This is a genomic window from Bradyrhizobium sp. B120 (assembly GCF_049075665.1).
In the GTDB taxonomy this organism is placed as follows: domain Bacteria; phylum Pseudomonadota; class Alphaproteobacteria; order Rhizobiales; family Xanthobacteraceae; genus Bradyrhizobium.
In genome coordinates, this window is sequence record NZ_CP185242.1 from 4,948,970 (window position 1) to 4,975,683 (window position 26,714).

The following is a 26,714-nucleotide window of genomic DNA, read 5'->3' on the forward strand; positions in this document are numbered from 1 at the left end:
ATCCGATTCCCACCCTATATATAAAGAGATACGCCGTTTCCGGCCGCAACTCTAGGACGCATTTTTCAACCCTTGGGATAGAAACTCCACAGCTTGAGCCCTGCCTTCAATATCTGGCGATTTGACACCGACCGCCCCAACACCCATGTTCGCCCCGACACGGCGGGCCGCGAGTCTAGCGGAACCAGCCTTCAAGTTTTCCCGTAAGCTATTGGAATGACATGAATATCGTCATTGTGGAGTCGCCTGCCAAGGCCAAGACGATCAACAAATATCTGGGCTCCTCCTACGAGGTCCTGGCGTCGTTTGGCCATGTTCGCGACCTCCCGGCCAAGAACGGTTCGGTCGATCCGGACGCCAATTTCCAGATGATCTGGGAGGTCGATGCCAAGGCCGCCGGCCGGTTGAACGACATCGCCAAGGCGCTCAAGGGGGCCGACCGCCTGATTCTGGCGACCGACCCTGATCGCGAGGGCGAGGCGATCTCCTGGCACGTGCTGGAGGTGATGAAGGAAAAGCGCGCGCTGAAGGACCAGAAGGTCGAGCGCGTCGTGTTCAATGCCATCACCAAGCAGGCGGTCACTGACGCCATGAAGGCGCCGCGCCAGATCGACGGCGCGCTGGTCGACGCCTATATGGCGCGCCGCGCGCTGGACTATCTGGTCGGCTTCACGCTCTCGCCCGTGCTGTGGCGCAAGCTGCCCGGCGCCCGCTCCGCCGGCCGCGTGCAGTCGGTCGCGCTGCGGCTGGTCTGCGACCGCGAGCTCGAGATCGAGAAGTTCGTGCCCCGTGAGTACTGGTCGCTGGTCGCGACGCTGCTGACGCCGCGTGGCGAAGCCTTCGAGGCGCGGCTGGTCGGCGCCGACGGCAAGAAGATCGCGCGGCTCGACATCGGCTCCGGCGCGGAAGCCGAGGACTTCAAGAAGGCGATCGAGGCCGCGCTGTTCAAGATCGCGACCGTCGAGGCCAAGCCGGCCCGGCGCAATCCGCAGGCGCCCTTCACCACCTCGACCCTGCAGCAGGAAGCCAGCCGCAAGCTCGGCTTCGCACCGGCGCACACCATGCGCATCGCGCAGCGGCTGTATGAGGGCATCGACATCGGCGGCGAGACCACTGGTCTCATCACCTATATGCGAACCGACGGCGTGCAGATCGATCCGTCCGCGATCACCCAGGCCCGCAAGGTGATCGGCGAGGATTACGGCAACGCCTATGTGCCGGATGCCCCGCGCCAGTACCAGGCCAAGGCCAAGAACGCGCAGGAAGCGCACGAAGCGATCCGCCCGACCGATCTGTCGCGTCGCCCGGCCACCATCGGCCGAAGGCTCGATACCGATCAGGCGCGGCTCTACGAATTGATCTGGAAGCGCACCATTGCGAGCCAGATGGAATCGGCGGAGCTCGAGCGCACCACCGTCGACATCGAGGCCAAGGCCGGCGCCCGCGTGCTGGAGCTGCGCGCCTCCGGTCAGGTCATCAAGTTCGACGGCTTCCTCGCGCTCTACCAGGAAAGCCGCGACGACGAAGAGGACGAGGATTCACGCCGCCTGCCTGCGATGAGCCAGGGCGAGGCGGTGAAGCGCCAGAGCCTTGCCGTCACCCAGCACTTTACCGAGCCGCCGCCGCGCTTCTCGGAAGCATCATTGGTGAAGCGGATGGAAGAGCTCGGCATCGGCCGTCCCTCGACCTACGCCTCTATCCTGCAGGTGCTGAAGGACCGCGGCTACGTCAAGCTCGAGAAGAAGCGGCTGCACGGCGAGGACAAGGGCCGCGTCGTGGTCGCGTTCCTGGAGAACTTCTTCTCGCGCTACGTCGAATACGACTTCACCGCCGACCTTGAGGAACAGCTCGATCGCGTCTCCAACAACGAGATCGGCTGGCAGCAGGTGCTGCACGATTTCTGGCGCGGGTTCATCGGCGCGGTCAACGACATCAAGGACCTCCGCGTCGCCGAGGTGCTCGATGCGCTCGACGAAATGCTCGGCCCGCATATCTATCCGCCGCGCGCGGATGGCGGCGACGTCAGGCAGTGCCCGACCTGCGGCACCGGCCGGCTTAACCTCAAGGCCGGCAAGTTCGGCGCCTTCGTCGGCTGCTCGAACTATCCGGAATGCCGTTACACCCGCCCGCTCGCGGCCGACAGCGCCGAGAGCGCCGATCGCGTGCTCGGCACCGATCCCGACACCGGGTTCGACGTCACGGTGAAGGCCGGCCGGTTCGGCCCCTACATCCAGCTCGGTGAGCAGAAGGATTACGCCGAAGGCGAGAAGCCGAAGCGCGCCGGCATTCCGAAAGGTACCTCGCCTGGCGATGTCGATCTCCAACTGGCGCTGAAGCTGCTGTCGCTGCCGCGCGAGATCGGCAAGCATCCGGAGACCGGCGAGCCGATCACCGCCGGCCTCGGCCGGTTCGGGCCGTTCGTGAAGCACGAGAAGACCTATGCCAGCCTCGAGGCCGGCGACGAGGTCTTCGACATCGGGTTGAACCGCGCCGTCACGCTGATCGCGGAGAAGATCGCCAAGGGCCCGAGCGGCCGCCGCTTCGGCGCCGATCCGGGCAAACCGCTCGGCGACCACCCGACGCTCGGCGCCGTCGCGCTGAAGAACGGCCGCTACGGCGCCTATGTCGCGGCCGGCGGCGTCAACGCAACGATCCCGAGCGACCGCACCCCGGACGAGATCACGCTCGCGGAAGCGATCGCGCTGATCGACGAGCGCGCGGCCAAGGGCGGCGGCAAGAAGGCCAAAAAGGCGAAGGCGGAAAAGCCCGCCAAGGCCAAGAGAGCCAAGCCAGCAAATGCTGAAGAGGCTGACGGCGACGTCGAGGCCAAGCCTGCCAAGAAGGCTGCGTCGAAGAAGGCGGCTGCGAAGCCGAAAGCGGATGCGACCAGCAAGGCGCGCGCGCCGGTCGCCTCCGGTGCCAAGACCTCGCCTGCAAAGTCATCGGCACCAGCGAAAGCGCCCGCGAAGAAGAGCGCCGGCAAGGCAAGAGGATAAGTGAAACGAAAACCCGACCATGGCTTTCCGGGCCGGGACGCCATCGTCGCCTTCATTCGCGCCAATCCAGGCAAGATCGGCACCCGCGAAATCGCGCGCGAGTTCGGTCTGAAGAACGCCGACCGTATCGAGCTGAAGCGGATCCTCCGCGAACTCGCCGACGACGGCACGGTCGCCAAGCGCGGCCGCAAGATCCACGAGCCGGCGGCGCTGCCGCCGACCCTGCTCGCCGACATCACCGGCCGCGACAGCGACGGCGAGTTGATCGCCACCCCGGCCGAGTGGGACTCCGAAGACGGCACCGCCCCGAAAATCCGCATCGAGACGCCGCGGCGGCCAAAGCCCGGCACCACCGCCGGCGTCGGCGACCGCGCGCTACTCCACGTCGAGGTGACCGACGAGCACGACGGCACGCCCTACCGCGGCCGCGTCATCAAGGTGATCGATCACGGCCGCAGCCGCATCCTCGGCATCTTCCGCAAGAACCCTGAGGGCGGCGGGCGCCTGATCCCGGTCGACAAGAAGCAGGCCGGCCGCGAGCTCAATATCGCCAAGGCCGACAGCGGCGACGCCGAGGACGGCGACCTTATCAGTGTCGACCTGATCCGCACCCGCGGCTACGGGCTCGCCTCCGCCCGGGTCAAGGAGCGGCTCGGCTCGATCGCGAGCGAGAAGGCGATCAGCCTGATCGCGATCAACACCCACGACATCCCGCAGGTATTCTCCGCCGCCGCCGTGCGCGAATCCGAGGAAGCAAAACCCGCGACCTTGCAGGGCCGCGAGGACTGGCGCGACGTGCCGCTCGTCACCATCGACCCGCCTGATGCCAAGGATCACGACGACGCCGTGCATGCCGAGGTCGATTCCGATCCGGACAACAAGGGCGGCTTCATCGTCCACGTCGCGATCGCCGACGTCGCCTTCTATGTGCGGCCCGGCTCGGCGCTCGACGGCGACGCGCTGCAGCGCGGCAACTCGGTGTACTTCCCCGATCGCGTGGTGCCGATGCTGCCCGAGCGGATCTCCAATAATCTCTGCTCGCTGGTGCCGGGCGAGCCGCGTGGTGCGCTCGCGGTGCGGATGGTGATCGGCTCTGACGGCCGCAAGCGCTCGCACACCTTCCACCGCGTGCTGATGCGCTCGGCAGCAAAGCTCAATTACGCGCAAGCGCAGGCCGCCATCGACGGCAGGCCCGACGACACGACGGGTCCCCTGCTCGATCCGATCCTCAAGCCGCTGTGGTCGGCCTATGAACTGGTCAAGCTCGCGCGCAACGAACGCGACCCACTCGATCTCGATCTGCCCGAGCGCAAGATCCTGCTGAAACCGGACGGCACCGTCGATCGGGTGATCGTGCCGCAGCGGCTTGATGCGCACCGGCTGATCGAGGAGTTCATGATCCTCGCCAACGTCGCTGCGGCCGAGATGCTGGAGAAGAAGGCGCTGCCGCTGATCTATCGCGTGCATGACGAGCCGAGCCAGGAGAAGGTGCACAACCTCCAGGAATTCCTGAAGACGCTCGACCTGCCCTTCACCAAACAGGGCGCGCTGCGTCCCGCGCAGTTCAACCGTGTGCTGGCACAGGTCTCCGGCGAAGACTACGAGCCGCTGGTCAACGAGGTGGTGCTGCGCTCGCAGGCGCAGGCCGAATACTCCGCCGAGAACTACGGCCATTTCGGCTTGAACCTGCGCCGCTACGCGCATTTCACCTCGCCGATCCGCCGCTACGCCGATCTGATCGTGCATCGCGCGCTGATCCGCGCGCTCGGCCTCGGCGAAGGCGCCTTGCCGACCGACGAGAGCGTGGAGACGCTGGCCGAGATCGCCGCGCAGATTTCCGTCACCGAGCGCCGCGCGATGAAGGCGGAGCGCGAGACCACCGACCGGCTGATCGCGCATTTCCTTGCCGATAAGGTCGGCGCTTCGTTCCAGGGCCGCATCTCCGGCGTGACGCGAGCCGGCCTGTTCGTGAAGCTCGACGACACCGGCGCCGACGGCCTGATCCCGATCCGCACCATCGGCAGCGAGTATTTCAACTACGACGAAACCCGCCACGCGCTGATCGGCACGCGCAGCGGCGCGATGTATCGGCTCGGCGACGTCGTCGACGTGCGGCTGGTCGAGGCCGCGCCGGTGGCGGGCGCACTGCGTTTTGAGCTATTATCCGAAGGTCAGGCAATTCCGCGCGGCAGAAAACGTGACGGCGCAGGGTCCGAGCGCCGCGCCGCAGGATTCGGCAAGGGGCCGAATAAAGGATCCAGCAAGAAGGCGCACAAGGAACGGAAGGCACGCAAGAAAAAGGACCGCAAGCCGGCGAAGCCGACATCCGGCAAATCGAAGCGAGGCAAGTCATGGAAGTGACACCGCCCACAGTGGTCTGGACCCGCGACGCCGCTGAGCCCGAGAAGCGCGACGTGTGGACCGCGATGAAGCGCGGGTTCCTCAGCCGTTGTCCGCGCTGCGGAAAAGGCAAACTGTTCCGCAAGTTTCTCAAATGCGACGGCCATTGCCCGGTCTGCGATCTCGATTTCACCCCGCATCGCGCCGACGATCTGCCTGCCTATCTCGTCATCGTCATTGTCGGCCATATGGTGGTACCGACCGCGCTGTGGATCGAGACCGACTACTCGCCGCCGGTGTGGCTGCAACTTGCGATCTATCTGCCGTTCACACTGTTCGCATCGCTGGCACTGTTGCAGCCGGTGAAGGGAGCCGTGATCGGCTTGCAATGGGCCCTGCGCATGCATGGCTTTGACGAGAATCCCCCTAGCGACATCCCGCCGGTCTAGCTAAACCGGGCCACAAGAAGAAATGAAAGGGATGAAATGACTGAAGCTGCCGCCCCTGCCGCCGTCGTCCACCAGGGCGAAAAGGAAGCCGATCATCACGCATACTTCCGGCCGAAGGATGCGGCGACGCTGATCCTGATCGATCGTTCCGGCGCCAAGCCGAAGGTCCTGGTCGGCAAGCGCCACGACAAGGTGGTGTTCATGCCGGGCAAATTCGTTTTCCCGGGCGGCCGCGTCGACAAGGCCGACAACCGCGTGCCGGTCGCAGCCCCGATCACGCCGGAGCTCGAAGGCAATCTGTTGAAGGGCAGCCCGAAGATCACACCCGGCCGCGCACGCGCGCTCGCCAATGCCGCGATCCGCGAAGCCTGCGAAGAGACCGGGCTCTGCCTCGGCCGCAAGGTCGAGAAGACGACGAAGCTCGATGGCCCCTGGGCGCCGTTCGCCGACGCTGGTCTCCTGCCCGATCCGTCCGGCTTGTTCCTGATCGCGCGCGCGATCACGCCGCCCGGCCGCGTCCGCCGCTTCGACACCCGCTTCTTCACCGCCGACGCCTCGACGATCGCGCATCGTGTCGAAGGCGTGGTGCATGCCGATGCCGAACTGGTTGAGCTCGTGTGGGTCGAGATCGGCTCCGAGCCGCTCGCGGACGCGCACGCCATGACCAAGAACGTCCTCGCCGAGCTCGACCGCCGTCTCGCCACCGGCCCGCTCCGTCACGATGCACCGGTGCCGTTCTTCCATTTCTACGGCGGCAAGATGCACAAGGACGTGCTGGGGGCCTGCCCCCAGCAACACCGGGACACAACGTCAGGTCAGCGCACCGCGCTCATCACCGCGGGCAGCATGTGCGCGGCGACCACCCTGTGTCCCTCCGCCGTGAAGTGAATGCCGTCCGGCTGGAGATAGTTGCGCAGGACCTCATTCCACCACATCGGGATCACGCGGATGTGCCGGCCGCGAAGCCGAGCCTCGATCGCAGCCAGCTCGGCATTCTGATCTCCCTGCCCGCGTCGACGCGCATTCCAGCCGCCGCCGCGGCGGTCGAGCAGCACGATCCTGGTCCCTTCGGGGACCGCGGAATCGAGCCGCGCCAGCATGCCCGCATTGGTATCGCCTGATATCCCCGCATTGGTCACGTGAACGCTCCGGCCCTTCGCGGCGAGCATCCCCTCGAGCTGGGCCGGCCAGGCGTCCGAACTGCTGACGCCCTTTCCCGCGACATTGCTCGCACCGATCGCAACGATCTGCGCCCGCGCCGGGCTTCCAATACAGAGCACCATCGCGATCAGAACGCCCGCGATCAGCGACAGCCTTCCCGGATAGACCATATCCCCCTCCCCGATGACAAAGGTGCCGGGTTGAAAATATCCTCTGCTCGTCGCCCAGATTGCAAGATTCTTCTTGAACGCCCTCATGGCGTTGCCGCCCGGCCTCCCTATCTGTTCCGCTAACGACATCAAGAACGGAACGGGGCAATGGCGAAGCGTCAACTCAAGCTCGGCGCATTCATGCGGCCGATCAGCATCCACACCGGCGCCTGGCGCTATCCCGGGGCCTGGCCCGACGCCAATTTCAACTTCGATCACATCAAGACGCTGATCCGGAAGCTCGAGGCGGGCAAGTTCGACGCCTTCTTCATGGCCGACCATCTGGCCGTGCTGAACATGCCGATCAACGCGCTGAAGCGCAGCCACACCGTGACGTCGTTCGAGCCGTTCACCCTGCTGTCGGCACTCGCGGCCGTCACCGAGAATATCGGCCTGATCGCGACCGGCTCGACCACCTTCGACGAGCCCTATCACGTCGCGCGCCGCTTCGCTTCGCTCGACCATATCTCCGGCGGCCGCGCCGGCTGGAATATCGTCACCACGTCCAATCCGGACGCGGCGCTGAATTTCGGCCTCGACGATCACATGGAGCACGCCGAGCGCTACAGGCGCGCCCGCGAGTTCTACGACGTCGTCACCGGCCTCTGGGATTCCTTTGCCGACGATGCGTTCGTGCGCGATGTCGAGTCCGGGCTGTTCGTCGATCCCGACAAGATGCATGTGCTCGATCACAAGGGCAAATATCTCTCGGTCCGTGGCCCGCTGAACATCGCCCGCCCCGTGCAGGGCTGGCCGGTCATCGTGCAGGCCGGCGCATCCGACGACGGCAGGCAGCTTGCGGCCGAGACGGCGGAAGCCGTGTTCACCGGCGGCGGCAGCCTTGCCGACGGACAGAAGCTCTATGCCGACATCAAGGGCCGCATGGAGAAGATCGGCCGCGATCCCGAGCATCTGAAGATCCTGCCCGGCGCCTTCGTGGTGGTCGGCGACAGCGTCGAGGAAGCCAAGGAGAAGCGCGCGCTGCTCGACAGCCGCGTGCATTACGACAGCGCGATCGCCTCGCTCTCGGTGATCCTCGGCACCGATGCGTCCGACTTCGATCCCGACGGGCAATTGCCGCCGATCCCGGAAACCAATGCCAGCAAGAGCGGCCGGCAGCGCCTCGTCGATGTCGCCGCGCGCGACAAGCTCACCGTGCGCCAGCTCGCGCAGCGCGTCGGCGGCTATGGCGGGCTCGCCTTCGTCGGCACGCCGCAGACCATCGCCGACCAGATGGAGGAATGGCTGACCGGCCGCGGCAGCGACGGATTCAACATCATGTTCCCCTATCTGCCGCAGGGGCTGTTCGAGTTCGTCGACAAGGTGGTCCCGGAACTGCAAAAGCGCGGGATTTACCGCACCGAGTACGAAGGGCGGACCCTGCGCGAGAATTTGGGCCTGCCGCGGCCCAAAAATCAGTTCTTCGAGCGCTAATCGGCCCGGAATCGGGGTGGTTTTGGCTCGGAAATCCTTGACTTTGGGCGGTTTCTGGCTAGTTTCCCGGCCAAACGCGGGCCGATTTGGCCGGCTCCCGATATCCCTGCAGTTTCGAGGTTTTGCACATGGCCAAAGCGGTCACCATCAAGGTCAAGCTCGTGTCGACGGCCGATACCGGCTTCTATTACGTCGCCAAGAAGAATTCGCGCACCATGACCGACAAGCTGGTCAAGAAGAAGTACGACCCGGTCGCGCGCAAGCACGTCGAGTTCAAGGAAGCCAAGATCAAGTAAGATCGCTTGCTTCCGACGTTTCGAACGGGGCCCTCGCGGCCCCGTTTTTGCTTTGTGGCTTAGCGTCATCCCGCATGATTCCCGGACAAGTCCCGGGGCGCAGGGCTCAGATGATCGCAAGCTTGGACGAGGGAAACGCAGGCGGCTACTCGGTCGCCTACGGCCGCGAGGACATCTACTTTCCGGTCTATGTCACGGCCGCTTTGGCCGCGATCTTCCTGACCGCGAGCTGGATCACGGGCGAGATCTATTGGCTGGCGCCTGCGGCGGCGGCGGGCGGCTTCACCTATTACAACATCCCCCTGCTGGAGGCCGGTCGTCCGACCATCGGTGCCAACCAGTACGGCATTTTCATCCAGGCCTTCGGGCTGATTCGCTGGCGCGCCATCACGCGCATCGATCTCGTCGAGATCGCCGAGCGCGCGATGACCGTTCACGAATTGCAGATCGCGCTCAACGGGCCGCTCGGCAGCGCACTGGTGGCCGATTGGCGCAAGCGGCCGGCCTATCGGCTGCTGATGCGCTTGCCGTGGCGCATGGACCATCGTGGCGTGGTCCGCGTCAGTCTCGAGCCATTCGACCGGACGCCCGACGAGATCCATCGGACGTTCCTCAGGATGTGGCGCTACTACCGGAGCTAGCCTTTGAACGCCTCATCACGCAGATGCGCGTCCGCGATACGCGCATCCGGATTGTGTGTGATGGTCATGAACCAAATGAGGCTGAAGAACAGCGACCACGCTGTGTTCCAATAGAACCAGTTCATCGGATCACCTCGAACAGCTTTGATCCGCGCCACCCGGCGAAGATCGCCGGCTGTGCAGGATGCCGCCAAGTCTACTGCACGACCTCGCCGTGCAGTGCCAGATCCAACCCTTCGCGCTCGATGTCGCGCGTCACGCGAAGCCCGACGAAGAGATTGATCACGAACAGGATGATCAGGCTCACCACCGCATCATACACGAAAACCGTCGCGACGCCGATGCATTGATTGATGAACTGGCCGGGATTTCCCTCCAGAACGCCGGCCGTACCACCATACTGCTCGACCGCGAATACGCCGGTCAGCAGCGCCCCGACGATGCCGCCGAGGGCATGGACGCCGAAGCAGTCCAGCGCATCATCGTAGCTGAACAAGCGCTTCAGGCCGGTGCATCCCCAATAGCAGCAGACGCCGGCGGCGATGCCGATGGCGAACGCGCCGACCGGCCCAACGAAACCGGAGGCCGGCGTGATCGCAACGAGGCCCGCAACCGCCCCCGAGCAGATGCCGACGACGGTGGGTTTGCCCTTCAATGCCCATTCCACCAGCATCCAGGTGAAGCTCGCCACTGCGGTCGCGATCTGGGTCACCAGCATGGCCATGCCCGCCTGCATTCCCGCCGTGACGGCGGAGCCGGCGTTGAAGCCGAACCAGCCGACCCACAGCAGCGAGGCGCCGATGAAGGTCAGCACCATGTTGTGCGCCGGCCCGGTCTCGACGCGCTTGCCGAGCATGATGGCGCACATCAGCCCCGCCACGCCGGCATTGATGTGCACCACGGTGCCGCCGGCGAAATCGAGAACCTTGACATAGGCCGCATCGTTGCCCGCCGAGAAGATCCCGTCAGGACCCCAGACCCAATGCGCGATCGGCGCGTAAACGAAGATCGCCCAGAGCCCGATGAACCAGAGCATCGCCGAGAACTTCATCCGCTCGGCAAACGCACCCGCGATCAGCGCCGGCGTGATGATGGCAAACGTCATCTGGAAGCAGATGTAAACCGACTCAGGGATGGTCGCGGCAAGCGGATTGGGATTGCCGATGCCACCCTTGCCGATGTCGCTCAGGATATCCTTGAGGAACATGCGATCCAGACCGCCGATGAACGGCGTGCCGGCACGAAACGCCAGGCTGTAGGTCAGGACGGCAAACAGGATCGTGACCAGGCAGGTGACGGCGAAGCTGGTCATCACGGTGTCGCCGACGTTCTTCTTGCGCACCATGCCGCCATAGAACAGGCCGAGCCCCGGGATCGTCATCATCAGGACGAGCGCGACGGATGTGAGCATCCAGGCGGTGTCGCCGGAATTCGGCGTGCACTTCTCGAGAATCTTGCCGCCGCAGGCCGGCGGTGCCGCCGCATCTTCAGCCAGCGCGAGGTCGCTGAACAGCAGGCAAAGAACGGCCACCCCCAGCAAGGCAACCACGATTCTCACGAGCTTCTGGCGCGTATATGTCCCAGACTCCATCATCGTCCTCCCTTCACAAGAAATGCTGGTGTTCGGAATGGGCGCAGCGCGCTCCGCGCGTAGGCGCCCGAAGGGCCACCTGCGCGCTCAGTTGTCGGGATGTCTCGAAGTGCCGCGTTGCTGACGGCGCGAAGCAGCGAAGTCGTCGCGGCATCAGGCAGGACGCGAGGCACAAGAGCTTCCTGCTCGGCGGCGCGGCGACGGCCGTGGTGCGCGGATGGCTGGAGAATGACGGCGACTAGCCTCATCGCGGCCAGCCCTTCCCATGGGTCCCCAGGCCGGAAACCTCAGCGACGGCTTCCGGCACGATTTCTAGCCAAATTCTATCAAGATTCGTGCCACCGACGCGTGCGGCGTAACACGTTGAAGACGTTGTGACTTCAATCCGCACACAGAACGGCGTCGCGCTCCATTGCACGTTCTCTTAGCAAGCGATTGATGTAAAAATAGGCAGCAATCGGCGACTGCCTTCGCACGGGGCAGTCGCCGTCTTGCCCGGAACCGGAGCTAGGCGGCCTTGAGCAGCGGCGGTTGCGCCGGCCGGATCAGCGCGAAGGCGACCTGGATGATGCCGCCGGCAAGACCGAGCGCGACGCCGATCCGCCAGGCCATGGTGTAGGAACCGAGCGAGTCGTAGATCAGCCCGCCTCCGTAAGCGCCGAGGAAGCTGCCGACCTGGTGGCTCATGAAGGCAAGGCCCTGGATCATCGCCTGCCAGCGCAGACCGAACATCTCCGCCACCGCGCCCGCGACCAGCGGACCGACGCCCATCCAGAGGAAGCCCATGATGGCGCCGAAAAGCAAGGTCGAGCCCGGCGTCGCCGGCAGCATGAAGTACCAGGCGAGCGCCAGCGAGCGCAGGATGTAGATGCCGCCGAGCAGCGCGAGCTTGTTCCAGCGCTGGCCGGCCCAGCCGAAGAACAGCGAGCCCAGCACGTTGAAGCCGCCGATCATGCCGAGCGTCTGCGCGCTCAGCATCGGATCGAGCCCGCAGATCGCCAGATACGACGGCAGATGGGTGGTGAGGAAGACGAGCTGCATGCCGCAGACCATGTAGGCGCAGGTCATGACCACGAAGGACGCGTTGCCGAACGCGGTCTTGGCCGCGGTCGCCGCCGTGGCGTTGCCTATATCATCGGCCGCGGGCTTCGGCAGCGGGATCTTGTCGACGCGACCGGCGTACAACGCGGCTGGAATCATCCCGATCGACAGGATGACGAATCCGGCAAGCCCGACGCGCCAACCGAACCCTTCATTGAGCATCTGGCCGATCGGTGCCGACAGCAGTGCGCCGAGCGAGCCCGCCGCGGAGACGATGCCGAGCACGGTCGAGCGCACCGTTTCCGACACCGCGCGCGCCGCGACCGACATGGCGATCGCATTCGCGGTGCAGGCGAGCGACAGGCCGATCAGCACACCGGCGCCGATCATGATGGCGACGAGGCCATGCGCCGTCGTCATCAGCACGAGGCCCGCGATGTAGGCCAGCGCACCGACCAGCATGATCGGGCGGAAGCCGTAACGAACTGTCATCGCGCCGGCGAACGGCTGCAGGAAGCCCCAGGCGAGGTTCTGCACCGCCAGTGCCAAGGTGAAATGCGACACCGAGATGCCGATGTCGTGCGTCAGCGGCTGCATGAAGATGCCAAGGCTCTGCCGCAGCCCCATGCTCAGCGTGAGCATGATGGAGGCACCGATCAGAATGGGAAGCGTGGGACGCAGGACCTGCAACAGGGGCATTGTTCTTATTCTCCCATGACGGCGCGGCACGCGTGCCACAGCCTGCGATTCACGCATGTTTTGGTTACACAGACCTGTGTACTTAGGCTATACAGGGGGCGACCTGTCAAGCGAAGAGGATCACGGCCGGCGCATGGCTTCCCCGCCTCCCAAACAGACCATGAAAGAGCGGATCCTCGAGACCGCCGACAAACTGTTCTACCTGCAGGGCATTCGCGCCATCGGCGTCGACACCATCGCGGCCGAGATCGGCATCAGCAAGCGCACGCTCTACAATCACTTCCCGTCGAAGGACGCGCTGATCGAGGCCTATCTGCAGCGCCGCTTCGTGCAGCCCCGCTCCTCCGACAAGCCGCCGGCCGAGCAGATTCTCGCAACCTTCGATTCGCTGGAGCGGCGCTTCTCGGCGAAGGATTTTCGCGGCTGTCCGTTCGTGAACGCAGTCGCCGAGCTCGGGCCGGACGACGAGGACCGCACCGTCCGCAATATCGCTGTCGCCTTCAAGGAAAGCCGCCGGGTCTGGTTTCGCGATCTGCTGCGGCAGCTTGGCGTGACGGATGCCGAGGCACTTGCGACCCAGCTCACGCTCTTGGTCGACGGCTCGATCGCGCAGGACCTCGTACGCGACGATCCGGCCATGGCGCGCGCGGCCAAGGAAGCCGCCCGTGTGCTGCTGGCGAATGCGGGCGTCAAGGTCGGCGGCCCCGCGCCCGCGGACAACACGCGCACTGGATAAATCCGGTTGCGTACACAAGTCCGGTTTGGTTGGTAGCGTGACGGCACGCGACGGCATTCCTGATTGGATATTCCGTCTGGCGAGATTGACGGCGACCGCGCGACAACCTGCGGCACAACTGGGGAACGACCATGGAAGATCTGAAGGTGACGGCCACCGGCTACGATTTCGCGCCGGCGCGCGCCGCCATGCAGCGCTATATCGACAACAATCTGCTGTCCGGAATCTCCTGGTCGGTGCTGGTCGGGCGCGACATCGCCGACACGGGCTGCGTCGGATGGGCCGACAAGGAAGCGCAGACCGCGCTGCGCACCGACCACATCTTCCGGGTCTTCTCCAACACCAAGCTGATCACTTCCTGTGCGGCGCTATTGCTGTTCGAGGATGGCCGCTTCCAGCTCGACGATCCGATCGAGAAATTCATCCCGCAGCTCCGCAACCGCAAGGTCCTGCTGAAAGGCGCGACGTCGATCGATCAAACCGAGCCCGCGAAGAGTTCGATCACCATCCGCCAATTGCTCAGCCACAGCGCCGGCTTGAGCTACGGTTTCTTCGATCCCGGCACCGTCATTTTCAAGGCGCTCAACGAGCGCGGCGTGCACAATCCCAATACCACCCTGGCTGAAATGGTCGACGTGCTGGCCGATCTGCCGCTGATCTATCAGCCCGGCACGTCGTGGGAATACTCGCTCGCGATCGACGTGGTGGCACGCCTGGTGGAAGTCGTCAGCGGCCAGACCTTCGACAAGTTCATCAAGGCGCGCATCCTCGATCCGCTCGGCATGGTCGATACCGGCTTCGTCGTTCCGGAGCAGGACCAGGGGCGCCTTGTCGCGTATTACGCAGGCGCCGATCTGATGGAGCCGATGAAGCCGGGCCTCACCCGCACCGACGATGCGCCCTTCCCCGGCGCCTATCGGCGCCCGGTCGCAAGGCTCAATGGCGGCGGCGGCCTGGTGTCCACGCTGCCCGACATGGTCGCGCTGATCCGCAGCCTGCTGCCGGGCGGACCGACCCTGCTGAAGCCGGACACCATCGCGATGATGATGTCCAACCAGTTGCCCGAAGGACAGTGGATCCGCTTCGCGATGATGGGCGAACAACCCGGCAAGGCGCACGGACTTGCCGGTGGCCTGATCCTCACCCCCTCGCCGATCGACCATCCCGACGCTACCGGCGAGTTCTACTGGGGCGGCGTCGCGGGCACCCAGTGGTGGATTTCGCCGAAGACCGGCATGGCCGGCGTCATGATGGCGCAGCGCCAGATGGCGTTCGTCCATCCGTTCTCGTTCGAGTTCAAGCGGCTGGCCTATGACGCGGTGAAGCGCGGGAGGTAGGACACAGCTGGTAGCCCGGATGGAGCCAACGGGTCGCGCGAACGCGCGCCCGATGACAGGCTCCGCGAAATCCGGGACTATTGTGCAACTGGCGAGAACCCCGGATTGCGCTTCGCTTCATCCGGGCTACGGGAGCTGAAACGAGAGGCCGCGGCGTACTGGATACCCGCTTTCGCGGGGTATGACGACGGATGATACGGAAGGTATGACGCCCGCTACGCCGCCGCCGAGACCACGCGGTTGCGGCCGTCGTGCTTGGCGCGATAGAGCGCGGTGTCGGCGCGCTTGAGCACGTCGGTGACTAGCTCGCCCTTGCGCTCCAGCGTGGTGAGCCCGATCGAGATCGTGACCGTGATCCGCTTGCCGCCCTTCTCGACGGCAAACGGCTCGCCCGCGATCGAGCGGCGCAGCCGCTCGGCGACCATGCCGGCGACATGCAGATCCGTCTCCGGCATCACGATCACGAACTCCTCGCCGCCATAGCGGCAGGCGAGATCGATGCCGCGGATCGACTTGCGGATGCGAACGGCGAATTCGCGCAGCACGTCGTCGCCGGCATCGTGGCCGTAGGTGTCGTTGATCGCCTTGAAGTAGTCGATGTCGAGGATCATCAGCGCCAGCGGCTTGCCGCGGATCGAGGCCTGCTCCGCCAGGGTCGCGAGATGGCTCTCCATGTAGCGCCGGTTATTGAGGCCGGTCAGCGCATCCGTGATCGCCATCTCGATCGAGTTCTGCACGTTGTCGCGCAGATGATCGGTGTAGCGGCGGCGGCGGATCTGGGTGCGCGCCCGCGCCAGCAGCTCGTTCTTGTCGACCGGACGCAGCAGGTAGTCGTTGACGCCGATCTCGAGCCCGCGCATCAGCCGCGCATTGTTGTCGGCATCCGAAACCGCGAGGATCGGCACCTGGCGCGTGCGCTCAAGCGAACGGGCCTGGCTGCACAGCCGCAGACCATCGAAATTGTCGAGGCTAAGCGACACGATCAGGAGGTCGTAATTGCCCTCGGCGGCGTGGAACAAGGCTTCCGCCGGATTGGTTTCGACATCGACGGTGTGCTCGGCCGAAAGGATCGGCGCCAGCTTCTCGTAGGACGACGGCCTATCGTCGACCAGCAGGATGCGGCCGCCGGTGCCACGATCCGCGATCGCGCTGCGTTCGGGAGCCTGCATGCCGATCTCAAGCGAGGTGATGGCGCGCATGCGCAGCTCATCGGTCATCATCTTCAGCCGCGTCAGCGAGCGCACGCGCGCGATCAGCACGACGTCGGACACCGGCTTGGTGAGGAAGTCATCGGCGCCGGCCTCAAGGCCGCGCACGCGATCGGACGGACTGTCGAGCGCGGTGACGATGACGACGGGGATGAAATGGGTTGCCGGATTCGATTTCAAACGGCGGCAGACCTCGAAGCCGTCCATATCGGGCATCATGACGTCGAGCAGGATGATGTCGCATTCGGCGCGCGCGCAGATTTCCAGCGCCTCGGTCCCGTTGGAAGCGGTCAGCACATCGAAATATTCGGCCGACAGCCGGGCTTCCAACAGCTTGACGTTCGCCGGAACGTCATCGACGACGAGGATACGCGCGGACATGGCACCACAACTCCCCTATCCGATAAAGCGTCGGACAGTCTCAATAAATTTGCCGACCGAGATCGGCTTGGACAAATAGGCTTCGCAGCCGCCCTCGCGGATGCGCTCTTCATCGCCCTTCATGGCGAAGGCGGTGACCGCGACCACCGGAATCGTGCGCAGGTCGGGATCGTCCTTGATCCAGCGCGTGACCTCCAGGCCGGACACCTGGGGCAGTTGAATATCCATCAGGATGAGATCGGGGCGCAGCTTGCGGACGAGATCGAGCGCTTCGAAGCCATTGCTGGTGCCCGAAGTCTGATAGCCATGCGCTTCCAACAGATCGCGAAAGAGCTTCATATTGAGCTCGTTGTCCTCCACGATCAGGACGGTTTTGGCCATCCCGTCCCTCCCAGACTTAGGAAACAGGCCCGGCTGCGGCACCTCACGCACCGCGCGCGGAGCGCGTCGAAAATGTGAATTCAAACTAGCGCCAGAATCGCTCTAACCCGTTAACCCGACGTCCAACTTCCGCAGCGTGGTTTCAGTTGCTTGAACACATGCGGAAGACTCGGGCATGATGGGCCTCTCATTAGAGACCATAAGTTAACGGAAAGGCAAACCGGCGCGTTGAAAAAGCCTGTTCACAACCCCCGGGAAGTCGCTGAAATCGTTGCGATTCAGGCGCTCGGCTTCATTGCCGGCGATCCCGAGCGGCTCGGCTTGTTCCTGGCCGAAACCGGAATCGGTCCGGAGACGCTGCGGAACGCTGCGTCCAATCCTCAATTTCTTGCGAGCGTGCTCGATTTCGTGATGCGCGACGATGCCACCGTGAAGGCGTTCGCCGCGGCCTCCGAACTGCACCCGACCAACATCGCTGCCGCCCACCAGGTGCTGGGCGACCCGAAATGGGAGCGCGACGTGCCGTGACGACGGCAGCGCCAGCTCCCGACGGCTCCCTCAGTTTCTGCCGAGACTGCCTCGGCGATCTCGATATCAAGGTGAAGCGATGCAGCCATTGCGGCTCGCCGCGGCTAGTCCGTCATCGCACCCTGCCCGCGCTGGCGCTGGCGCATATCGACTGCGATGCGTTCTATGCCACCGTCGAGAAGCGCGACAATCCTGAGATCGCCGACCGCCCCGTCATCATCGGCGGCGGCAAGCGCGGTGTGGTGTCGGCGGCCTGCTACATCGCCCGCACCTACGGCGTCCGTTCGGCGATGCCGATGTTCAAGGCGCTGGAACTCTGCCCCGACGCCACCGTGATCCCGCCCGACATGGCGAAATACGTCCGGGTCGGGCGCGAGGTGCGCCAGGCCATGCAGGCGCTGACGCCGCTGGTCGAGCCGCTGTCGATCGACGAGGCCTTCCTCGATCTCTCCGGCACGCAGCGCGTCCACGGCATGATCCCGGCCAAGGTGCTCGCCAAATTCGCCCGCGACGTCGAGCGCGATATCGGCATCACGGTGTCGGTCGGGCTGTCCTGCAACAAGTTCCTCGCCAAGATCGCCTCCGACCTCGACAAGCCCCGAGGCTTCGCCACGCTCGACCAGGACGAGGCGCGCGAGATGCTGGCCAGCAAGCCGGTCGGCTTCATCTACGGCGTCGGCCCTGCGACCCAGGAGAAGCTGGTGCAGCGCGGCTTCCGCGTCATCGCCGACCTGCAGCGCGCCGACGAGAACGAGCTGATGAAGCAGTTCGCCAGCGAAGGCCGCAGGCTGTGGCAACTGGCGCGCGGCATCGACGACCGCAGCGTGGTGCCCGATCGCGGCGCCAAGACGATCTCGAGCGAGACCACCTTCGAGACCGACATCCGCGATTTTGCAATCCTGGAAAAGCTGCTCTGGAAGCTGTCGGAGAAGACCTCGGCGCGGCTGAAGAGCAGCGACCTCTCAGGCTGCACCATCACGCTGAAGCTGAAGACCGCCGACTTCCGTCAGCGCACCCGCTCGCAATCGATCCAGACCCCGACCCAGCTCGCCGCCAAGATCTTTGCGGTGACGCGCGAGATGCTGGCCAAGGAGATCGACGGCACCGCCTTCCGCCTGATGGGCGCCGGCGTCAGCGCGCTGCGCCCGGGCGCGCAGGCCAACGATTCCGACATGCTCGACCGCCGCTCGGCGCACGCCGAACGCGCGATCGACAATCTGCGCAAGAAGTTCGGCAACGCCGCCGTGATCCGGGGCATTGCCTATGAGGGGCCGGGGAAGCCGGCGGAGGAGTAATCGATCGTCATGGCCGGGCTTGACCCGGCCATCCATCCAGGAAGATTCTTTGAAGAGCGATGGATGCGCGGGTCAAGCCCGCGCATGACGACCCGTATCAATCCGCGACGGCCACCGCCTCGATCTCGATCAGCCATTCCGGCGCCGCGAGCGCGGTGACGCCGACAAGCGTCGAGGCCGGCGGCTCCATGCCCTCGAAGAACGCCGAGCGCGCCTTGCCGATGATCGGGCGAAGCTCCGGTCTGTAGCCGACGACGAAGGTCGTGATCTTGACGATGTTGGAATAGCTTGCCCCGGCGGCCTTCAACGCCATGCCGAGGTTCTGCATCACCTGCGTCGTCTGCGCGGCGAGATCGCCGGCGCCGACCACCCGGCCCTCTTCGTCGGTGGAAACCTGTCCGGAAATGTAGATGGTGCGCGCGCCTGACGCGACCACGACGTGGGAGTAAGCCGGATTGTGATGCAGACCGCTGGGGCGCAGATGGTCTGATTTGCTCATGAGATGCCTCCCTGACACGCGTGTTTTGGGAAGCGTACTCGTGTCTGATGGTTCCGGCCAGTGCGGTCTCGCGGAGCACTCCGCTGTCGTCCCTGCGAAAGCAGGGACCCATAACCACCGAAGGTGATTATCGCGCGACGCTGAGGCCACAGCGCCCTTAACAACTCGGCCCTGTGGTTATGGGTCCCGGGTCGCGCTTCGCTTGCCCGGGACGACACCGAATGGGTGGCGATCGCCAGCCGTCACTTGCAGGGCTTGGAATCCCTGACGTCGAACTTGTCGAGCGCGCCCGAGATCACGAAATCGTTGTAGTCCAGTACCAGCGCGCGGGAGACGCCGTTCTCGTAGAGTTCGAACGACATCGCGTAGACCGGCGTCTGCTCGCCATCCTTGGCGCGGGCATCGCTGTCGTAATAGCTCACCGTCACCGGCCAGCGCGTCATGGTCTTCATCGCGTCGCTCGCCGTCGACGGATCGGGCGATGACGGCGCGCGGTCGCCTGTGATCGGCCGGCCGATCACGGTCAGCGTGTTGTAGACCTTCTCGCCATTGTCGGAGCCGTCATAGACGGTCTGCTCAAGCACCGATTTGCCGTCGCGGGCGGCGGCGATGATGTGCTGGATCTGCTCGGTCGGGAACACGATCTTGCCGTCGAGGTTGAATGTCTTCTTCACCGGCTGGGTCAGCTTCACGGTGATATGATCGCCCACGCGCTCGGCGATCCCGTCGACCGGCGACGAGTCACTGTCGTTCATCCGCGTGTCGATCTTGAAGCGATAGCTCTTGCCCGACGCGTCTTCCCAGGACGAGGAGCGCAGATCGGACAGCGTCACCTTGCCCTCGCCGCTGTCGAGCTCGGACACCTGGCGGAATTCGGAGGTGTAGCCTTCGCAGGAGCTGCCGGAGAAATTGTAGAGGATGCGCCCGCGCGCATCGCTGACCGAATTGGAGCCGCGCGATTTCACCAGGCTGAGATCGTACAGCGCCTGATGCGCCAGAAACGGCCCGCCGGCCGCAGCGGCCGCCCCATGAACCAGACCGGTTCCTGCGGCAACCGCGATCGTGAGCACCAGGGCACGCGACGGATTCCGAAACGGCAAGGTCATGGTTTTTCCTCGAGGAGGCAGGGATTCGCCACAATAGTGACGGTGGTATTGCGCCGCAACTGGGGCAAGTCTGACAAAATCGCAATGTAAGCAGCGAAAACGCCGTCATTCTTGGCAGTTTTCCGCGCGATTCCGCACGTCATGGCCGCGCTGGCCTCACCTTACCGTCGCTTGCAACCGGCGGCACGATGCGCGAAACAATCGAAACAAACTTGGCCCTGACCGCGTTTCAGGCTTCGTGCAATTCCAATTGAGGGACAAAAATGGCGGGTACCGTCGAACAGAAACTGGCGTCACAGGGCATCACACTTCCACAGCCGACCTCCCCGGTCGCGAACTATGTCCCCTTCGTCCGCAGCGGAAACCTGCTGTTCGTCTCGGGCCAGGTCTGTTTCAACGCCGAAGGCAAGCTGATCGCGAAGGGCAAGTTAGGGGCCGGCGTCACGCTCGAACAAGGCGTCGCCGCGGCGCAGGGCTGCGCGATCAACCTCTTGGCCCAGGTCAAGGCCGCGCTCGGCGATCTCGACAAGGTGGTGCGCGTGGTGCGGCTCGGCGGCTTCATCAACTCGGCGCCGGACTTCTTCGACGGACCGAAGGTGCTGAACGGCGCTTCCGACCTGATGGTCGCAGCGTTCGGCGACAAGGGCCGCCATGCCCGCACCACCGTCGGCGTCGCCTCGCTGCCGGCGGACGCTGCGGTCGAGGTCGAAGGCGTGTTCGAAGTCGCCTGAGCGATGCGCGCTCCTGATTGGCTGACCAAGCGGCCGGTCGCCCATCGCGGCCTGCATGATGCCGCACGCGGCATCATCGAGAACATGCCGGCCGCGGCCACCGCCGCGGTCGCGGGCAATTTCGCGATCGAGTGCGATATCCAGCTCACCGCCGATGGCGAGGCGATGGTGCATCACGACGATGCGCTCGGCCGTCTCACCGAGGGTTCGGGCCTGCTGTCGGCCAAGACCGCAGCCGAGCTGAAGGCGGTGAAATTCAAGAACACCTCCGAGCAGATGATGACGCTCGGCGACCTCTGCGCGCTGGTCGCCGGCCGCGTCCCGCTGGTGGTCGAGGTGAAGAGCCATTTCGATGGCGACCGCAAGCTGGTAGCCCGGATGGCCGAGGTGCTGTCGTCCTATTCCGGCCCTGTCGTCGGCATGTCGTTCGATCCCGACCAGGTGCTGGCACTGCGCGAGGCCATGCCGAACCTGCCGCGTGGCATCACCGCCCAGCGCACCTATGACGACAGTTCCTGGACCAAGCTGACGCCGGCCCAGCGCGACGGCATGCTGTACCTGCGCCACGGCTTCAAGACCGAGCCGCATTTCGTTGCCTTCTGGGTCAACCAGCTGCCGGCGCCGGCGCCCTGGGTCGCCCGCAATGTGTTCGGCTGCCCGCTGCTGGCCTGGACCGTGCGGACGACGGAACAGCGCGAGCGCGCGGCCCGCTACGCCGACCAGATGATTTTCGAGGGGTTTGTGCCGGGAACCTGACATGTCGCCGGTAGTCTTGAACTCGTCGCTGCGACGCACGATCTTGGCAAGGGTTGGTCAAAGCGTTGGTCGTCATCGGCGATGGCGGAATGCGGAGCATGATCCGGAAGTGGAGCCAGCTGTTCCGGAAAGATCATGCTCAAAAGAGGCACCGGTCTTCACTCTCGATGGCGTCGTCTGAAATCACCCTAGAGGCTGTAGCTGATATCGGCGGTATTCCGGCCGCCGAATGGGACGCCTGCGCCAATCCGAAGGCGGATGCGGACAGCATCCACAGCCTCGACACGCTGGCCTCGCCCGGTTCCGCAGGCGATTGCCAGACGACTGCAGGTTCGAGCTATAACCCCTTCGTCTCCCACGCTTTTTTCGCCGCCGCCGAAGCCTCCAACTCGGCCTGCCCGCGAACCGGCTGGGGACCGCGGCATCTGATCGCAAAGCTCGATGGCCGGATCGTCGGCGTCGTGCCGTGTTACCTGAAATCGCACTCGCAGGGCGAATACGTGTTCGACCGCGGCTGGGCCGAGGCCTATCACCGCGCCGGCGGCAGCTATTATCCGAAGCTCCAGGTCTCCGTCCCCTTCACGCCCGCGACCGGGCCGCGGCTGTTGATCCGCGCCGGCGTCGACCGCGAGGCGATCGGCTCGGCGCTGGCGCGGGGCTTGCGGGCGCTCTGTAACGCCACCGAAGCCTCCTCGGTGCACGTCACCTTTGCCCGCGAGGACGAGGCCAAGTTTCTCGGCGCACACGGCTTCCTGCAACGGACCGACCAGCAGTTTCACTGGCACAATGAAGGCTACAAAACCTTCGACGATTTTCTGGGCTCCCTGAACTCCCGTCACCGCAAGGGCATCAAGCGCGAACGCCGCGAGGCGGTGACCGCCGGGATCACCATTCACTGGCTGACCGGCTCTGACATCACCGAGGACGCCTGGGACGCATTCTTCGAGTTCTACATGGAGACCGGCTCGCGCAAATGGGGCCGGCCGTATCTGACCCGGGAGTTCTTCTCGCTGATCGGCGAGAGCATGAGCCGGGACGTGCTGCTGATCATGGCCAAGCGCAACGGCCGCTGGATCGCCGGCGCCATCAACTTCATCGGGTCGGACACGCTGTTCGGCCGCAACTGGGGCGCGATCGAGCACCACCCGTTCCTGCATTTCGAGGTCTGCTACTACCAGGCGATCGATTTCGCGGTTCAGCGCGGGCTCAAGGTGGTCGAGGCCGGCGCGCAGGGCGAGCACAAGCTGGCGCGCGGCTACCTGCCGCAGACCACCTATTCGGCGCATTTCATCGCCGATCCCGGCCTGCGCCGCGCGATCGCCGATTATCTCAAGCGCGAGCGCGACTACGTTGCCGAGGTCGGCCGCGAGTTGGCCGAAGCAGGGCCGTTTCGCAAGACGGCCGACGACGACGCTTGACGTTTCAGCCGCGACCGAGACATTAGACCCACAAAATCCAGGGAGCCGCCGCCATGCCCGCCGCCTATGACAACAACAACCCCTTCGCAAAAATCCTGCGCGGCGAGTTTCCGTCCTACAAGGTCTACGAGAACGAGCAGGTGCTCGCCTTCCTCGACATCATGCCGCGCTCGCCCGGGCATACGCTTGTCATTCCGAAGGCCCCTGCCCGCAACATCCTCGACATCAAGGCGGACGACTACGCCCATGTCGCACGTGCCGCCCACAAGATCGCCGCCGCGGCGATGAAGGCATTCGAGGCCGACGGCATCACCGTGCAGCAATTCAACGAGCCGGCCGGCGGCCAGGTCGTGTTCCACCTGCACATGCACGTGATGCCGCGCAAGGACGGCGTCGCGCTGTTGCCGCCTGCGAGCCACAAGGAAGACGGCAAGGTGCTGGAGGCGCACGCGGCGAAGCTGATCGCGGCGTTGAAGTGACGCCGAAGGCGTCATCCCCCGGTGCGCAATTGCGCACCTGAGGGCGGCGCGTAGCGACGAACCCGGGATCTCGACGACGGAGAGCTTCACTCCTCGTCATTCCGGGGCGCGCCTCTTGGCGCGAGCCCGGAATCCATTTCACCACGAAACGCGCGGACCGATGGATTCCGGGCTCGCGCTCCGCGCGCCCTCAGGTGCGCAATTGCGCACCGGGGGAATGACGGTGGAGAGGTCTCACTCCGTCTCGAAATCCCCGGCCTGCGGCGGAGCCAGCGGGGTGAATTCGCAACGATCCGGCTTGACGTCGATCAGCGGCGTCTCGTCGAGGCAGTCGAGGCCGCGCACCAGGATGACATTGCCTTCGACGCCGACCAGTTTCACGATCGAGGTCCCGATCGGGTTCGGGCGCACCGGCGAGCGCAGCGAGAAGGTGCCGCGGGTGTTGCCATTGTTCTTCGGGCTTTGCAGCACGATGTCGCGGCGCGACTGGTGCAGCCAGTACAGCACTTCGAGGTTCGAATAGAAATCGACGCCCTTGATCGCGGCGACCCAGGGCTCGAAGATCTCGAGCCGGCACACCGGGCCGTCATGCCGCCCCTGCCGCGGCGTCGCCAGCCGCGAGGTCCAGGGCGTGCGGATGCGGCCGATGAAGACAAGCCCGGCGTCGCGTGCCGTCGGCATGTCGACGGCGACCTCGCCCTGGCGCAATTCCATTTCACGTACCATGTCTCAGTCCAACGATATGTTCAGCATCTTGACCACGCCCGCCCACCGCGCGCGATCGGTATCCACGAATTTGTCGATCTCGGCCTGGCTCTTGACGCGCAGCGGCGGAAAGCCGATCCGGACTAGCGAAGCGCGAAACGCCTCGTCGTTCAAGGCCCGGTCGAGGCTCTCCTTGATCTTGCCCGCGATGTCGTCAGGCACTTTCGACGGCGCCGCAATACCATACCAGACGCTGACCGCATAATCGGGATAGCCGCTCTCGGCAATCGTCGGCAGATCGGGCAGATCGGGGACGCGTTCGGTCGAGGTGACGGCGAGCGCGCGCAGCATGCCTGATTTGACCGGCGGTAGCGCGGTGCCGAGCGTGTCGAACATCAGCTGGATGTTGCCTGACAGCAAATCTTGCAGCGCGGGTCCTGCGCCCTTGTACGGCACGTGGGTCATCTCGACGCCGGCCATCTGCTTGAACATCTCGCCGGCGAGGTGAACGGTGCCGCCGGTGCCGGCCGATCCGAAATTGAGTTTGCCGGGATTTTTCCTGGCGTAGGCGACGAACTCCGCGATCGTCTTTGCCGGGACGGACGGATGCACCTCCATGATCATCGGCGCGTCCGTGATCACGGACAGCAGGCGGAAATCCCTGGCCGGATCATAAGGCAGCTTCTTGTAGAGCAGCGGATTGAGCACGAAGATCGAAGCGGCCGTCACGAACAGCGTGTAGCCATCGGGGTCGGAACGCGCCACTGCTTCGGCGCCTATCGCGCCCTGCGCGCCGGCCTTGTTCTCGACCACGACGACCTGCTTGAGATCGCGCCCGAGATATTCGCCGACGATGCGGCCGAGCACGTCGGTCGGTCCACCAGCGGCGTAGGGCACCACGAGCTTGATCGGACGCGTCGGATACTCCGCGGCACGCGCTGGCGGCGCGGCTACCAGCAAGGCAGTCAGAGCCACGATGAAGGCCGATGATGCGCGCCGCTGCATGACGTTCCCCGTTGTCGTTTTCTTGGAGAACGAGAGTAACGGATAATGCGGTTGCCGCAATCAGCCGAGCCAGTATTTGCCCGACAGCATGACGATTTCGCCCACGATCACGCCGGCGAAGATCGATTTCCTCGCCAGCATGAATGCAACGAAGCCCGCGGCGACGGCGCCGTAACGCAGCCAGTCCGGCACGCTGGCGAGCGCACCCGGCGGCTGCACCACGATCTGCGCAATGATACCGGCGAGGATCGCGGTGGCGACCGCCCTCACCCAGACCAGCAGCTCGGAATTCTCGTCGATGCCGCCGCCGAACCACAGGCCGAGCATGCGCCAGATCTGGTTGGGGATGACGCCCGCCACGAACAGGATCGCAAGCGCGTGCCAGTCGCCGATGAAGCCCGTCATGCGCTCGCCCTCACGATGCCCGCCCTCGCGCGGTGCACGCCGTAGGCGATGGTTCCCGCGACAACGCCGCTGACCAGGATGTCGACACCGCTGTTCAGCATCGCCGCCAGCGGGAACAGCAGCAGACCAAGCACCAGCGCAATGACGTCGGCGAGCTCGCGGCAGTTGCGCGCGGTGGAGAACAGGAAGGCGAGCGGCGTCAGCATCAGCATGCCGGCGGCGAGCAGCGGCGTGAGATTGGCCGCGAGCGTGTAACCGATCGTATTCGCGATCAGGCAGACCGACACCAGCCCGCAGCCGAGCCCGTGGATGAAGGCAATCCGCCGGTTGCGCGGCACCTGCGGCAGGAAGCGGAAGCACTCGACCCACAGCGTCACGGCTGTGAGGTGCGCCACAAGAATCAGATGCCGGCGCTTGGTGTCCTCCGTGCGCATCATCGGCAACACCGACACCACCATCGGGAACAGCCTGATCGCGCTGACGGTGACCGCGATGGCCGATTGCAGCACGGTGGCGCCGGAGCCGAGCGTGGTGATCACGATGATCTGTGCGGGCCCCGCCCAGACGAACGCGGTGCTCGCCAGGGTCCAGCCCAGCGAGAAGCCGGAATCATGCGCCAGCGCGCCGATGCCGAGATAGGTCGCAAACAGCACGAGGGTCAGCACGGTGGCGCCGATCGACCGCGCGCCCCACAGGAAGGCGCGGAACGAGGTCTGCCATTGCGGAGAATCGAGCGGAGGAAGCGCCACGGGAAGCCGGATGGTTTTGCAATATCGGCGGCTTAGGGCGTGGTGCTCAATGGGTCAAGCAAGCGGCTGCACAGCACTGCTATGCGACGGTGACAGTCCCAGCCGTCATTGCGAGCGAAGCGAAGCAATCCATTTCTC

Annotated in this window: 27 protein-coding genes; 15 read left to right on the top strand and 12 right to left on the bottom strand. The window is 64.9% G+C overall.

Going from position 1 to position 26,714, the window contains the following annotated elements; genetic code table 11:
- Positions 1 to 221 precede the first annotated feature (221 nt).
- The 4 genes from topA to ACOIX3_RS22770 are packed head-to-tail and all read left to right on the top strand — an operon-like array spanning position 222 to position 6,673.
- A complete protein-coding gene (gene topA, locus ACOIX3_RS22755; protein WP_420964364.1) occupies positions 222 to 2,996 on the top strand; it encodes a type I DNA topoisomerase in 2,775 nt (924 codons plus the stop codon).
- Positions 2,997 to 5,357, top strand: a complete 2,361-nt coding sequence (rnr, locus tag ACOIX3_RS22760) for a ribonuclease R (RefSeq protein WP_420964365.1) — start codon at positions 2,997 to 2,999, stop codon at positions 5,355 to 5,357. It abuts the gene before it with no gap.
- A complete protein-coding gene (locus tag ACOIX3_RS22765; protein WP_420964366.1) occupies positions 5,348 to 5,785 on the top strand; it encodes a DUF983 domain-containing protein in 438 nt (145 codons plus the stop codon). The genes rnr and ACOIX3_RS22765 overlap by 10 nt, the downstream gene beginning before the upstream one ends.
- Before the next feature lie 36 nt (positions 5,786 to 5,821).
- A complete protein-coding gene (locus tag ACOIX3_RS22770; protein ID WP_420964367.1) occupies positions 5,822 to 6,673 on the top strand; it encodes an NUDIX hydrolase in 852 nt (283 codons plus the stop codon).
- Here ACOIX3_RS22770 and ACOIX3_RS22775 read toward each other — a convergent pair.
- Positions 6,601 to 7,116, bottom strand: coding sequence for a hypothetical protein (locus ACOIX3_RS22775; RefSeq protein ID WP_420964368.1), 516 nt, complete (start codon positions 7,114 to 7,116; stop codon positions 6,601 to 6,603). The genes ACOIX3_RS22770 and ACOIX3_RS22775 overlap by 73 nt on opposite strands.
- A 147-nt stretch (positions 7,117 to 7,263) precedes the next feature.
- Here ACOIX3_RS22775 and ACOIX3_RS22780 point away from each other — a divergent pair, with 147 nt between their 5' ends.
- The 3 genes from ACOIX3_RS22780 to ACOIX3_RS22790 all read left to right on the top strand — a co-directional run bounded on the left by ACOIX3_RS22780 (position 7,264) and on the right by ACOIX3_RS22790 (position 9,526).
- Positions 7,264 to 8,589, top strand: a complete 1,326-nt coding sequence (locus tag ACOIX3_RS22780; protein ID WP_420964369.1) for an LLM class flavin-dependent oxidoreductase — start codon at positions 7,264 to 7,266, stop codon at positions 8,587 to 8,589.
- Between the two features lie 128 nt (positions 8,590 to 8,717).
- Positions 8,718 to 8,885, top strand: coding sequence for a 50S ribosomal protein L33 (gene rpmG / locus ACOIX3_RS22785; protein WP_018271988.1), 168 nt, complete (start codon positions 8,718 to 8,720; stop codon positions 8,883 to 8,885).
- 110 nt (positions 8,886 to 8,995) lie between these two features.
- Positions 8,996 to 9,526 carry a hypothetical protein gene (locus tag ACOIX3_RS22790; RefSeq protein WP_176530851.1) on the top strand — a complete coding sequence of 177 codons (531 nt, stop codon included), beginning with the start codon at positions 8,996 to 8,998 and terminating at the stop codon, positions 9,524 to 9,526.
- Here the strand turns inward: ACOIX3_RS22790 and ACOIX3_RS22795 are convergent.
- The 3 genes from ACOIX3_RS22795 to ACOIX3_RS22805 form a co-directional block, all read right to left on the bottom strand.
- Positions 9,523 to 9,651 carry a hypothetical protein gene (locus ACOIX3_RS22795; protein WP_263009972.1) on the bottom strand — a complete coding sequence of 43 codons (129 nt, stop codon included), beginning with the start codon at positions 9,649 to 9,651 and terminating at the stop codon, positions 9,523 to 9,525. The genes ACOIX3_RS22790 and ACOIX3_RS22795 overlap by 4 nt on opposite strands.
- 71 nt (positions 9,652 to 9,722) lie before the next feature.
- Complete coding sequence (locus tag ACOIX3_RS22800; RefSeq protein ID WP_420964370.1) at positions 9,723 to 11,120, bottom strand: ammonium transporter; 1,398 nt, start codon at positions 11,118 to 11,120, stop codon at positions 9,723 to 9,725.
- Positions 11,121 to 11,624: 504 nt separating this feature from the next.
- Positions 11,625 to 12,857 (bottom strand): MFS transporter, encoded by a 1,233-nt coding sequence (locus ACOIX3_RS22805; RefSeq protein ID WP_420964371.1) that lies wholly within the window; start codon positions 12,855 to 12,857, stop codon positions 11,625 to 11,627.
- Between the two features lie 133 nt (positions 12,858 to 12,990).
- On the opposite strand from ACOIX3_RS22805, the gene ACOIX3_RS22810 reads away from it, so the two are divergent.
- Complete coding sequence (locus tag ACOIX3_RS22810) at positions 12,991 to 13,593, top strand: TetR/AcrR family transcriptional regulator (RefSeq protein ID WP_420964372.1); 603 nt, start codon at positions 12,991 to 12,993, stop codon at positions 13,591 to 13,593.
- Between the two features lie 131 nt (positions 13,594 to 13,724).
- On the top strand, positions 13,725 to 14,930 hold the full coding sequence (locus ACOIX3_RS22815) for a serine hydrolase domain-containing protein (RefSeq protein WP_420964373.1): 1,206 nt from the start codon (positions 13,725 to 13,727) through the stop codon (positions 14,928 to 14,930).
- 215 nt (positions 14,931 to 15,145) lie between these two features.
- Here the strand turns inward: ACOIX3_RS22815 and ACOIX3_RS22820 are convergent, their stop codons facing one another.
- Both ACOIX3_RS22820 and ACOIX3_RS22825 read right to left on the bottom strand, forming a co-directional pair.
- A complete protein-coding gene (locus ACOIX3_RS22820; protein WP_420964374.1) occupies positions 15,146 to 16,519 on the bottom strand; it encodes a PleD family two-component system response regulator in 1,374 nt (457 codons plus the stop codon).
- A gap of 15 nt (positions 16,520 to 16,534) precedes the next feature.
- Positions 16,535 to 16,900 (bottom strand): response regulator, encoded by a 366-nt coding sequence (locus ACOIX3_RS22825; protein ID WP_016845968.1) that lies wholly within the window; start codon positions 16,898 to 16,900, stop codon positions 16,535 to 16,537.
- A gap of 228 nt (positions 16,901 to 17,128) precedes the next feature.
- Here ACOIX3_RS22825 and ACOIX3_RS22830 point away from each other — a divergent pair, with 228 nt between their 5' ends.
- Both ACOIX3_RS22830 and ACOIX3_RS22835 read left to right on the top strand, forming a co-directional pair.
- Positions 17,129 to 17,428 (top strand): DUF3572 domain-containing protein, encoded by a 300-nt coding sequence (locus ACOIX3_RS22830; protein WP_050425563.1) that lies wholly within the window; start codon positions 17,129 to 17,131, stop codon positions 17,426 to 17,428.
- Positions 17,407 to 18,723, top strand: coding sequence for a DNA polymerase IV (locus ACOIX3_RS22835; protein WP_420964375.1), 1,317 nt, complete (start codon positions 17,407 to 17,409; stop codon positions 18,721 to 18,723). The genes ACOIX3_RS22830 and ACOIX3_RS22835 overlap by 22 nt, the downstream gene beginning before the upstream one ends.
- Before the next feature lie 97 nt (positions 18,724 to 18,820).
- On the opposite strand, the gene ACOIX3_RS22840 is transcribed toward ACOIX3_RS22835, so the two are convergent.
- Together ACOIX3_RS22840 and ACOIX3_RS22845 are read right to left on the bottom strand one after the other, a co-directional pair.
- A complete protein-coding gene (locus ACOIX3_RS22840) occupies positions 18,821 to 19,222 on the bottom strand; it encodes a RidA family protein (protein ID WP_194460999.1) in 402 nt (133 codons plus the stop codon).
- A 242-nt stretch (positions 19,223 to 19,464) separates the two neighbouring features.
- Entirely contained in the window at positions 19,465 to 20,328 is an 864-nt protein-coding gene (locus ACOIX3_RS22845; protein WP_420964376.1) for a cell envelope integrity EipB family protein, read from the bottom strand.
- A gap of 263 nt (positions 20,329 to 20,591) precedes the next feature.
- Between ACOIX3_RS22845 and ACOIX3_RS22850 the strand changes: the two genes are divergently transcribed.
- From ACOIX3_RS22850 to ACOIX3_RS22865, 4 genes are all read left to right on the top strand, one after another.
- The gene (locus tag ACOIX3_RS22850; protein ID WP_050404836.1) at positions 20,592 to 21,059 is read left to right on the top strand and encodes a RidA family protein; all 468 of its coding nucleotides are present in this window, start codon (positions 20,592 to 20,594) and stop codon (positions 21,057 to 21,059) included.
- 3 nt (positions 21,060 to 21,062) lie between these two features.
- Entirely contained in the window at positions 21,063 to 21,815 is a 753-nt protein-coding gene (locus ACOIX3_RS22855) for a glycerophosphodiester phosphodiesterase (RefSeq protein ID WP_420964377.1), read from the top strand.
- Positions 21,816 to 21,982: 167 nt separating this feature from the next.
- Positions 21,983 to 23,233, top strand: a complete 1,251-nt coding sequence (locus ACOIX3_RS22860) for a GNAT family N-acetyltransferase (RefSeq protein WP_420964378.1) — start codon at positions 21,983 to 21,985, stop codon at positions 23,231 to 23,233.
- A gap of 53 nt (positions 23,234 to 23,286) precedes the next feature.
- Positions 23,287 to 23,712 (top strand): HIT domain-containing protein, encoded by a 426-nt coding sequence (locus tag ACOIX3_RS22865; protein ID WP_420964379.1) that lies wholly within the window; start codon positions 23,287 to 23,289, stop codon positions 23,710 to 23,712.
- A 234-nt stretch (positions 23,713 to 23,946) separates the two neighbouring features.
- Here ACOIX3_RS22865 and tsaA read toward each other — a convergent pair whose 3' ends face one another.
- Genes tsaA through ACOIX3_RS22885 form a run of 4 tightly spaced genes read right to left on the bottom strand, consistent with a single transcriptional unit; the run spans position 23,947 to position 26,576 of the window.
- Entirely contained in the window at positions 23,947 to 24,438 is a 492-nt protein-coding gene (tsaA, locus tag ACOIX3_RS22870; RefSeq protein ID WP_074128941.1) for a tRNA (N6-threonylcarbamoyladenosine(37)-N6)-methyltransferase TrmO, read from the bottom strand.
- 3 nt (positions 24,439 to 24,441) lie between these two features.
- The gene (locus tag ACOIX3_RS22875; protein WP_420964380.1) at positions 24,442 to 25,422 is read right to left on the bottom strand and encodes a Bug family tripartite tricarboxylate transporter substrate binding protein; all 981 of its coding nucleotides are present in this window, start codon (positions 25,420 to 25,422) and stop codon (positions 24,442 to 24,444) included.
- 60 nt (positions 25,423 to 25,482) lie between these two features.
- Entirely contained in the window at positions 25,483 to 25,827 is a 345-nt protein-coding gene (locus tag ACOIX3_RS22880) for an AzlD domain-containing protein (protein WP_298368903.1), read from the bottom strand.
- Entirely contained in the window at positions 25,824 to 26,576 is a 753-nt protein-coding gene (locus ACOIX3_RS22885) for an AzlC family ABC transporter permease (protein WP_420964381.1), read from the bottom strand. The genes ACOIX3_RS22880 and ACOIX3_RS22885 overlap by 4 nt, the downstream gene beginning before the upstream one ends.
- Positions 26,577 to 26,714: the final 138 nt, after the last annotated feature.

Coding starts and splice junctions, on each gene's coding strand:
- ACOIX3_RS22860 (WP_420964378.1), top strand. CDS start 21,983: ATGGCGTCGTCTGAAATCACCCTAGAGGCTGTAGCTGATATCGGCGGT.
- ACOIX3_RS22840 (WP_194460999.1), bottom strand. CDS start 19,222: ATGAGCAAATCAGACCATCTGCGCCCCAGCGGTCTGCATCACAATCCG.
- ACOIX3_RS22810 (WP_420964372.1), top strand. CDS start 12,991: ATGGCTTCCCCGCCTCCCAAACAGACCATGAAAGAGCGGATCCTCGAG.
- ACOIX3_RS22790 (WP_176530851.1), top strand. CDS start 8,996: ATGATCGCAAGCTTGGACGAGGGAAACGCAGGCGGCTACTCGGTCGCC.
- ACOIX3_RS22795 (WP_263009972.1), bottom strand. CDS start 9,651: ATGAACTGGTTCTATTGGAACACAGCGTGGTCGCTGTTCTTCAGCCTC.
- ACOIX3_RS22875 (WP_420964380.1), bottom strand. CDS start 25,422: ATGCAGCGGCGCGCATCATCGGCCTTCATCGTGGCTCTGACTGCCTTG.
- ACOIX3_RS22815 (WP_420964373.1), top strand. CDS start 13,725: ATGGAAGATCTGAAGGTGACGGCCACCGGCTACGATTTCGCGCCGGCG.
- rpmG (WP_018271988.1), top strand. CDS start 8,718: ATGGCCAAAGCGGTCACCATCAAGGTCAAGCTCGTGTCGACGGCCGAT.
- ACOIX3_RS22880 (WP_298368903.1), bottom strand. CDS start 25,827: ATGACGGGCTTCATCGGCGACTGGCACGCGCTTGCGATCCTGTTCGTG.
- ACOIX3_RS22780 (WP_420964369.1), top strand. CDS start 7,264: ATGGCGAAGCGTCAACTCAAGCTCGGCGCATTCATGCGGCCGATCAGC.
- tsaA (WP_074128941.1), bottom strand. CDS start 24,438: ATGGTACGTGAAATGGAATTGCGCCAGGGCGAGGTCGCCGTCGACATG.
- topA (WP_420964364.1), top strand. CDS start 222: ATGAATATCGTCATTGTGGAGTCGCCTGCCAAGGCCAAGACGATCAAC.
- ACOIX3_RS22865 (WP_420964379.1), top strand. CDS start 23,287: ATGCCCGCCGCCTATGACAACAACAACCCCTTCGCAAAAATCCTGCGC.
- ACOIX3_RS22820 (WP_420964374.1), bottom strand. CDS start 16,519: ATGTCCGCGCGTATCCTCGTCGTCGATGACGTTCCGGCGAACGTCAAG.
- ACOIX3_RS22850 (WP_050404836.1), top strand. CDS start 20,592: ATGGCGGGTACCGTCGAACAGAAACTGGCGTCACAGGGCATCACACTT.
- ACOIX3_RS22805 (WP_420964371.1), bottom strand. CDS start 12,857: ATGCCCCTGTTGCAGGTCCTGCGTCCCACGCTTCCCATTCTGATCGGT.
- ACOIX3_RS22775 (WP_420964368.1), bottom strand. CDS start 7,116: ATGGTCTATCCGGGAAGGCTGTCGCTGATCGCGGGCGTTCTGATCGCG.
- ACOIX3_RS22800 (WP_420964370.1), bottom strand. CDS start 11,120: ATGATGGAGTCTGGGACATATACGCGCCAGAAGCTCGTGAGAATCGTG.
- ACOIX3_RS22845 (WP_420964376.1), bottom strand. CDS start 20,328: ATGACCTTGCCGTTTCGGAATCCGTCGCGTGCCCTGGTGCTCACGATC.
- ACOIX3_RS22765 (WP_420964366.1), top strand. CDS start 5,348: ATGGAAGTGACACCGCCCACAGTGGTCTGGACCCGCGACGCCGCTGAG.
- ACOIX3_RS22855 (WP_420964377.1), top strand. CDS start 21,063: ATGCGCGCTCCTGATTGGCTGACCAAGCGGCCGGTCGCCCATCGCGGC.
- ACOIX3_RS22770 (WP_420964367.1), top strand. CDS start 5,822: ATGACTGAAGCTGCCGCCCCTGCCGCCGTCGTCCACCAGGGCGAAAAG.
- ACOIX3_RS22825 (WP_016845968.1), bottom strand. CDS start 16,900: ATGGCCAAAACCGTCCTGATCGTGGAGGACAACGAGCTCAATATGAAG.
- ACOIX3_RS22835 (WP_420964375.1), top strand. CDS start 17,407: ATGGGAGCGCGACGTGCCGTGACGACGGCAGCGCCAGCTCCCGACGGC.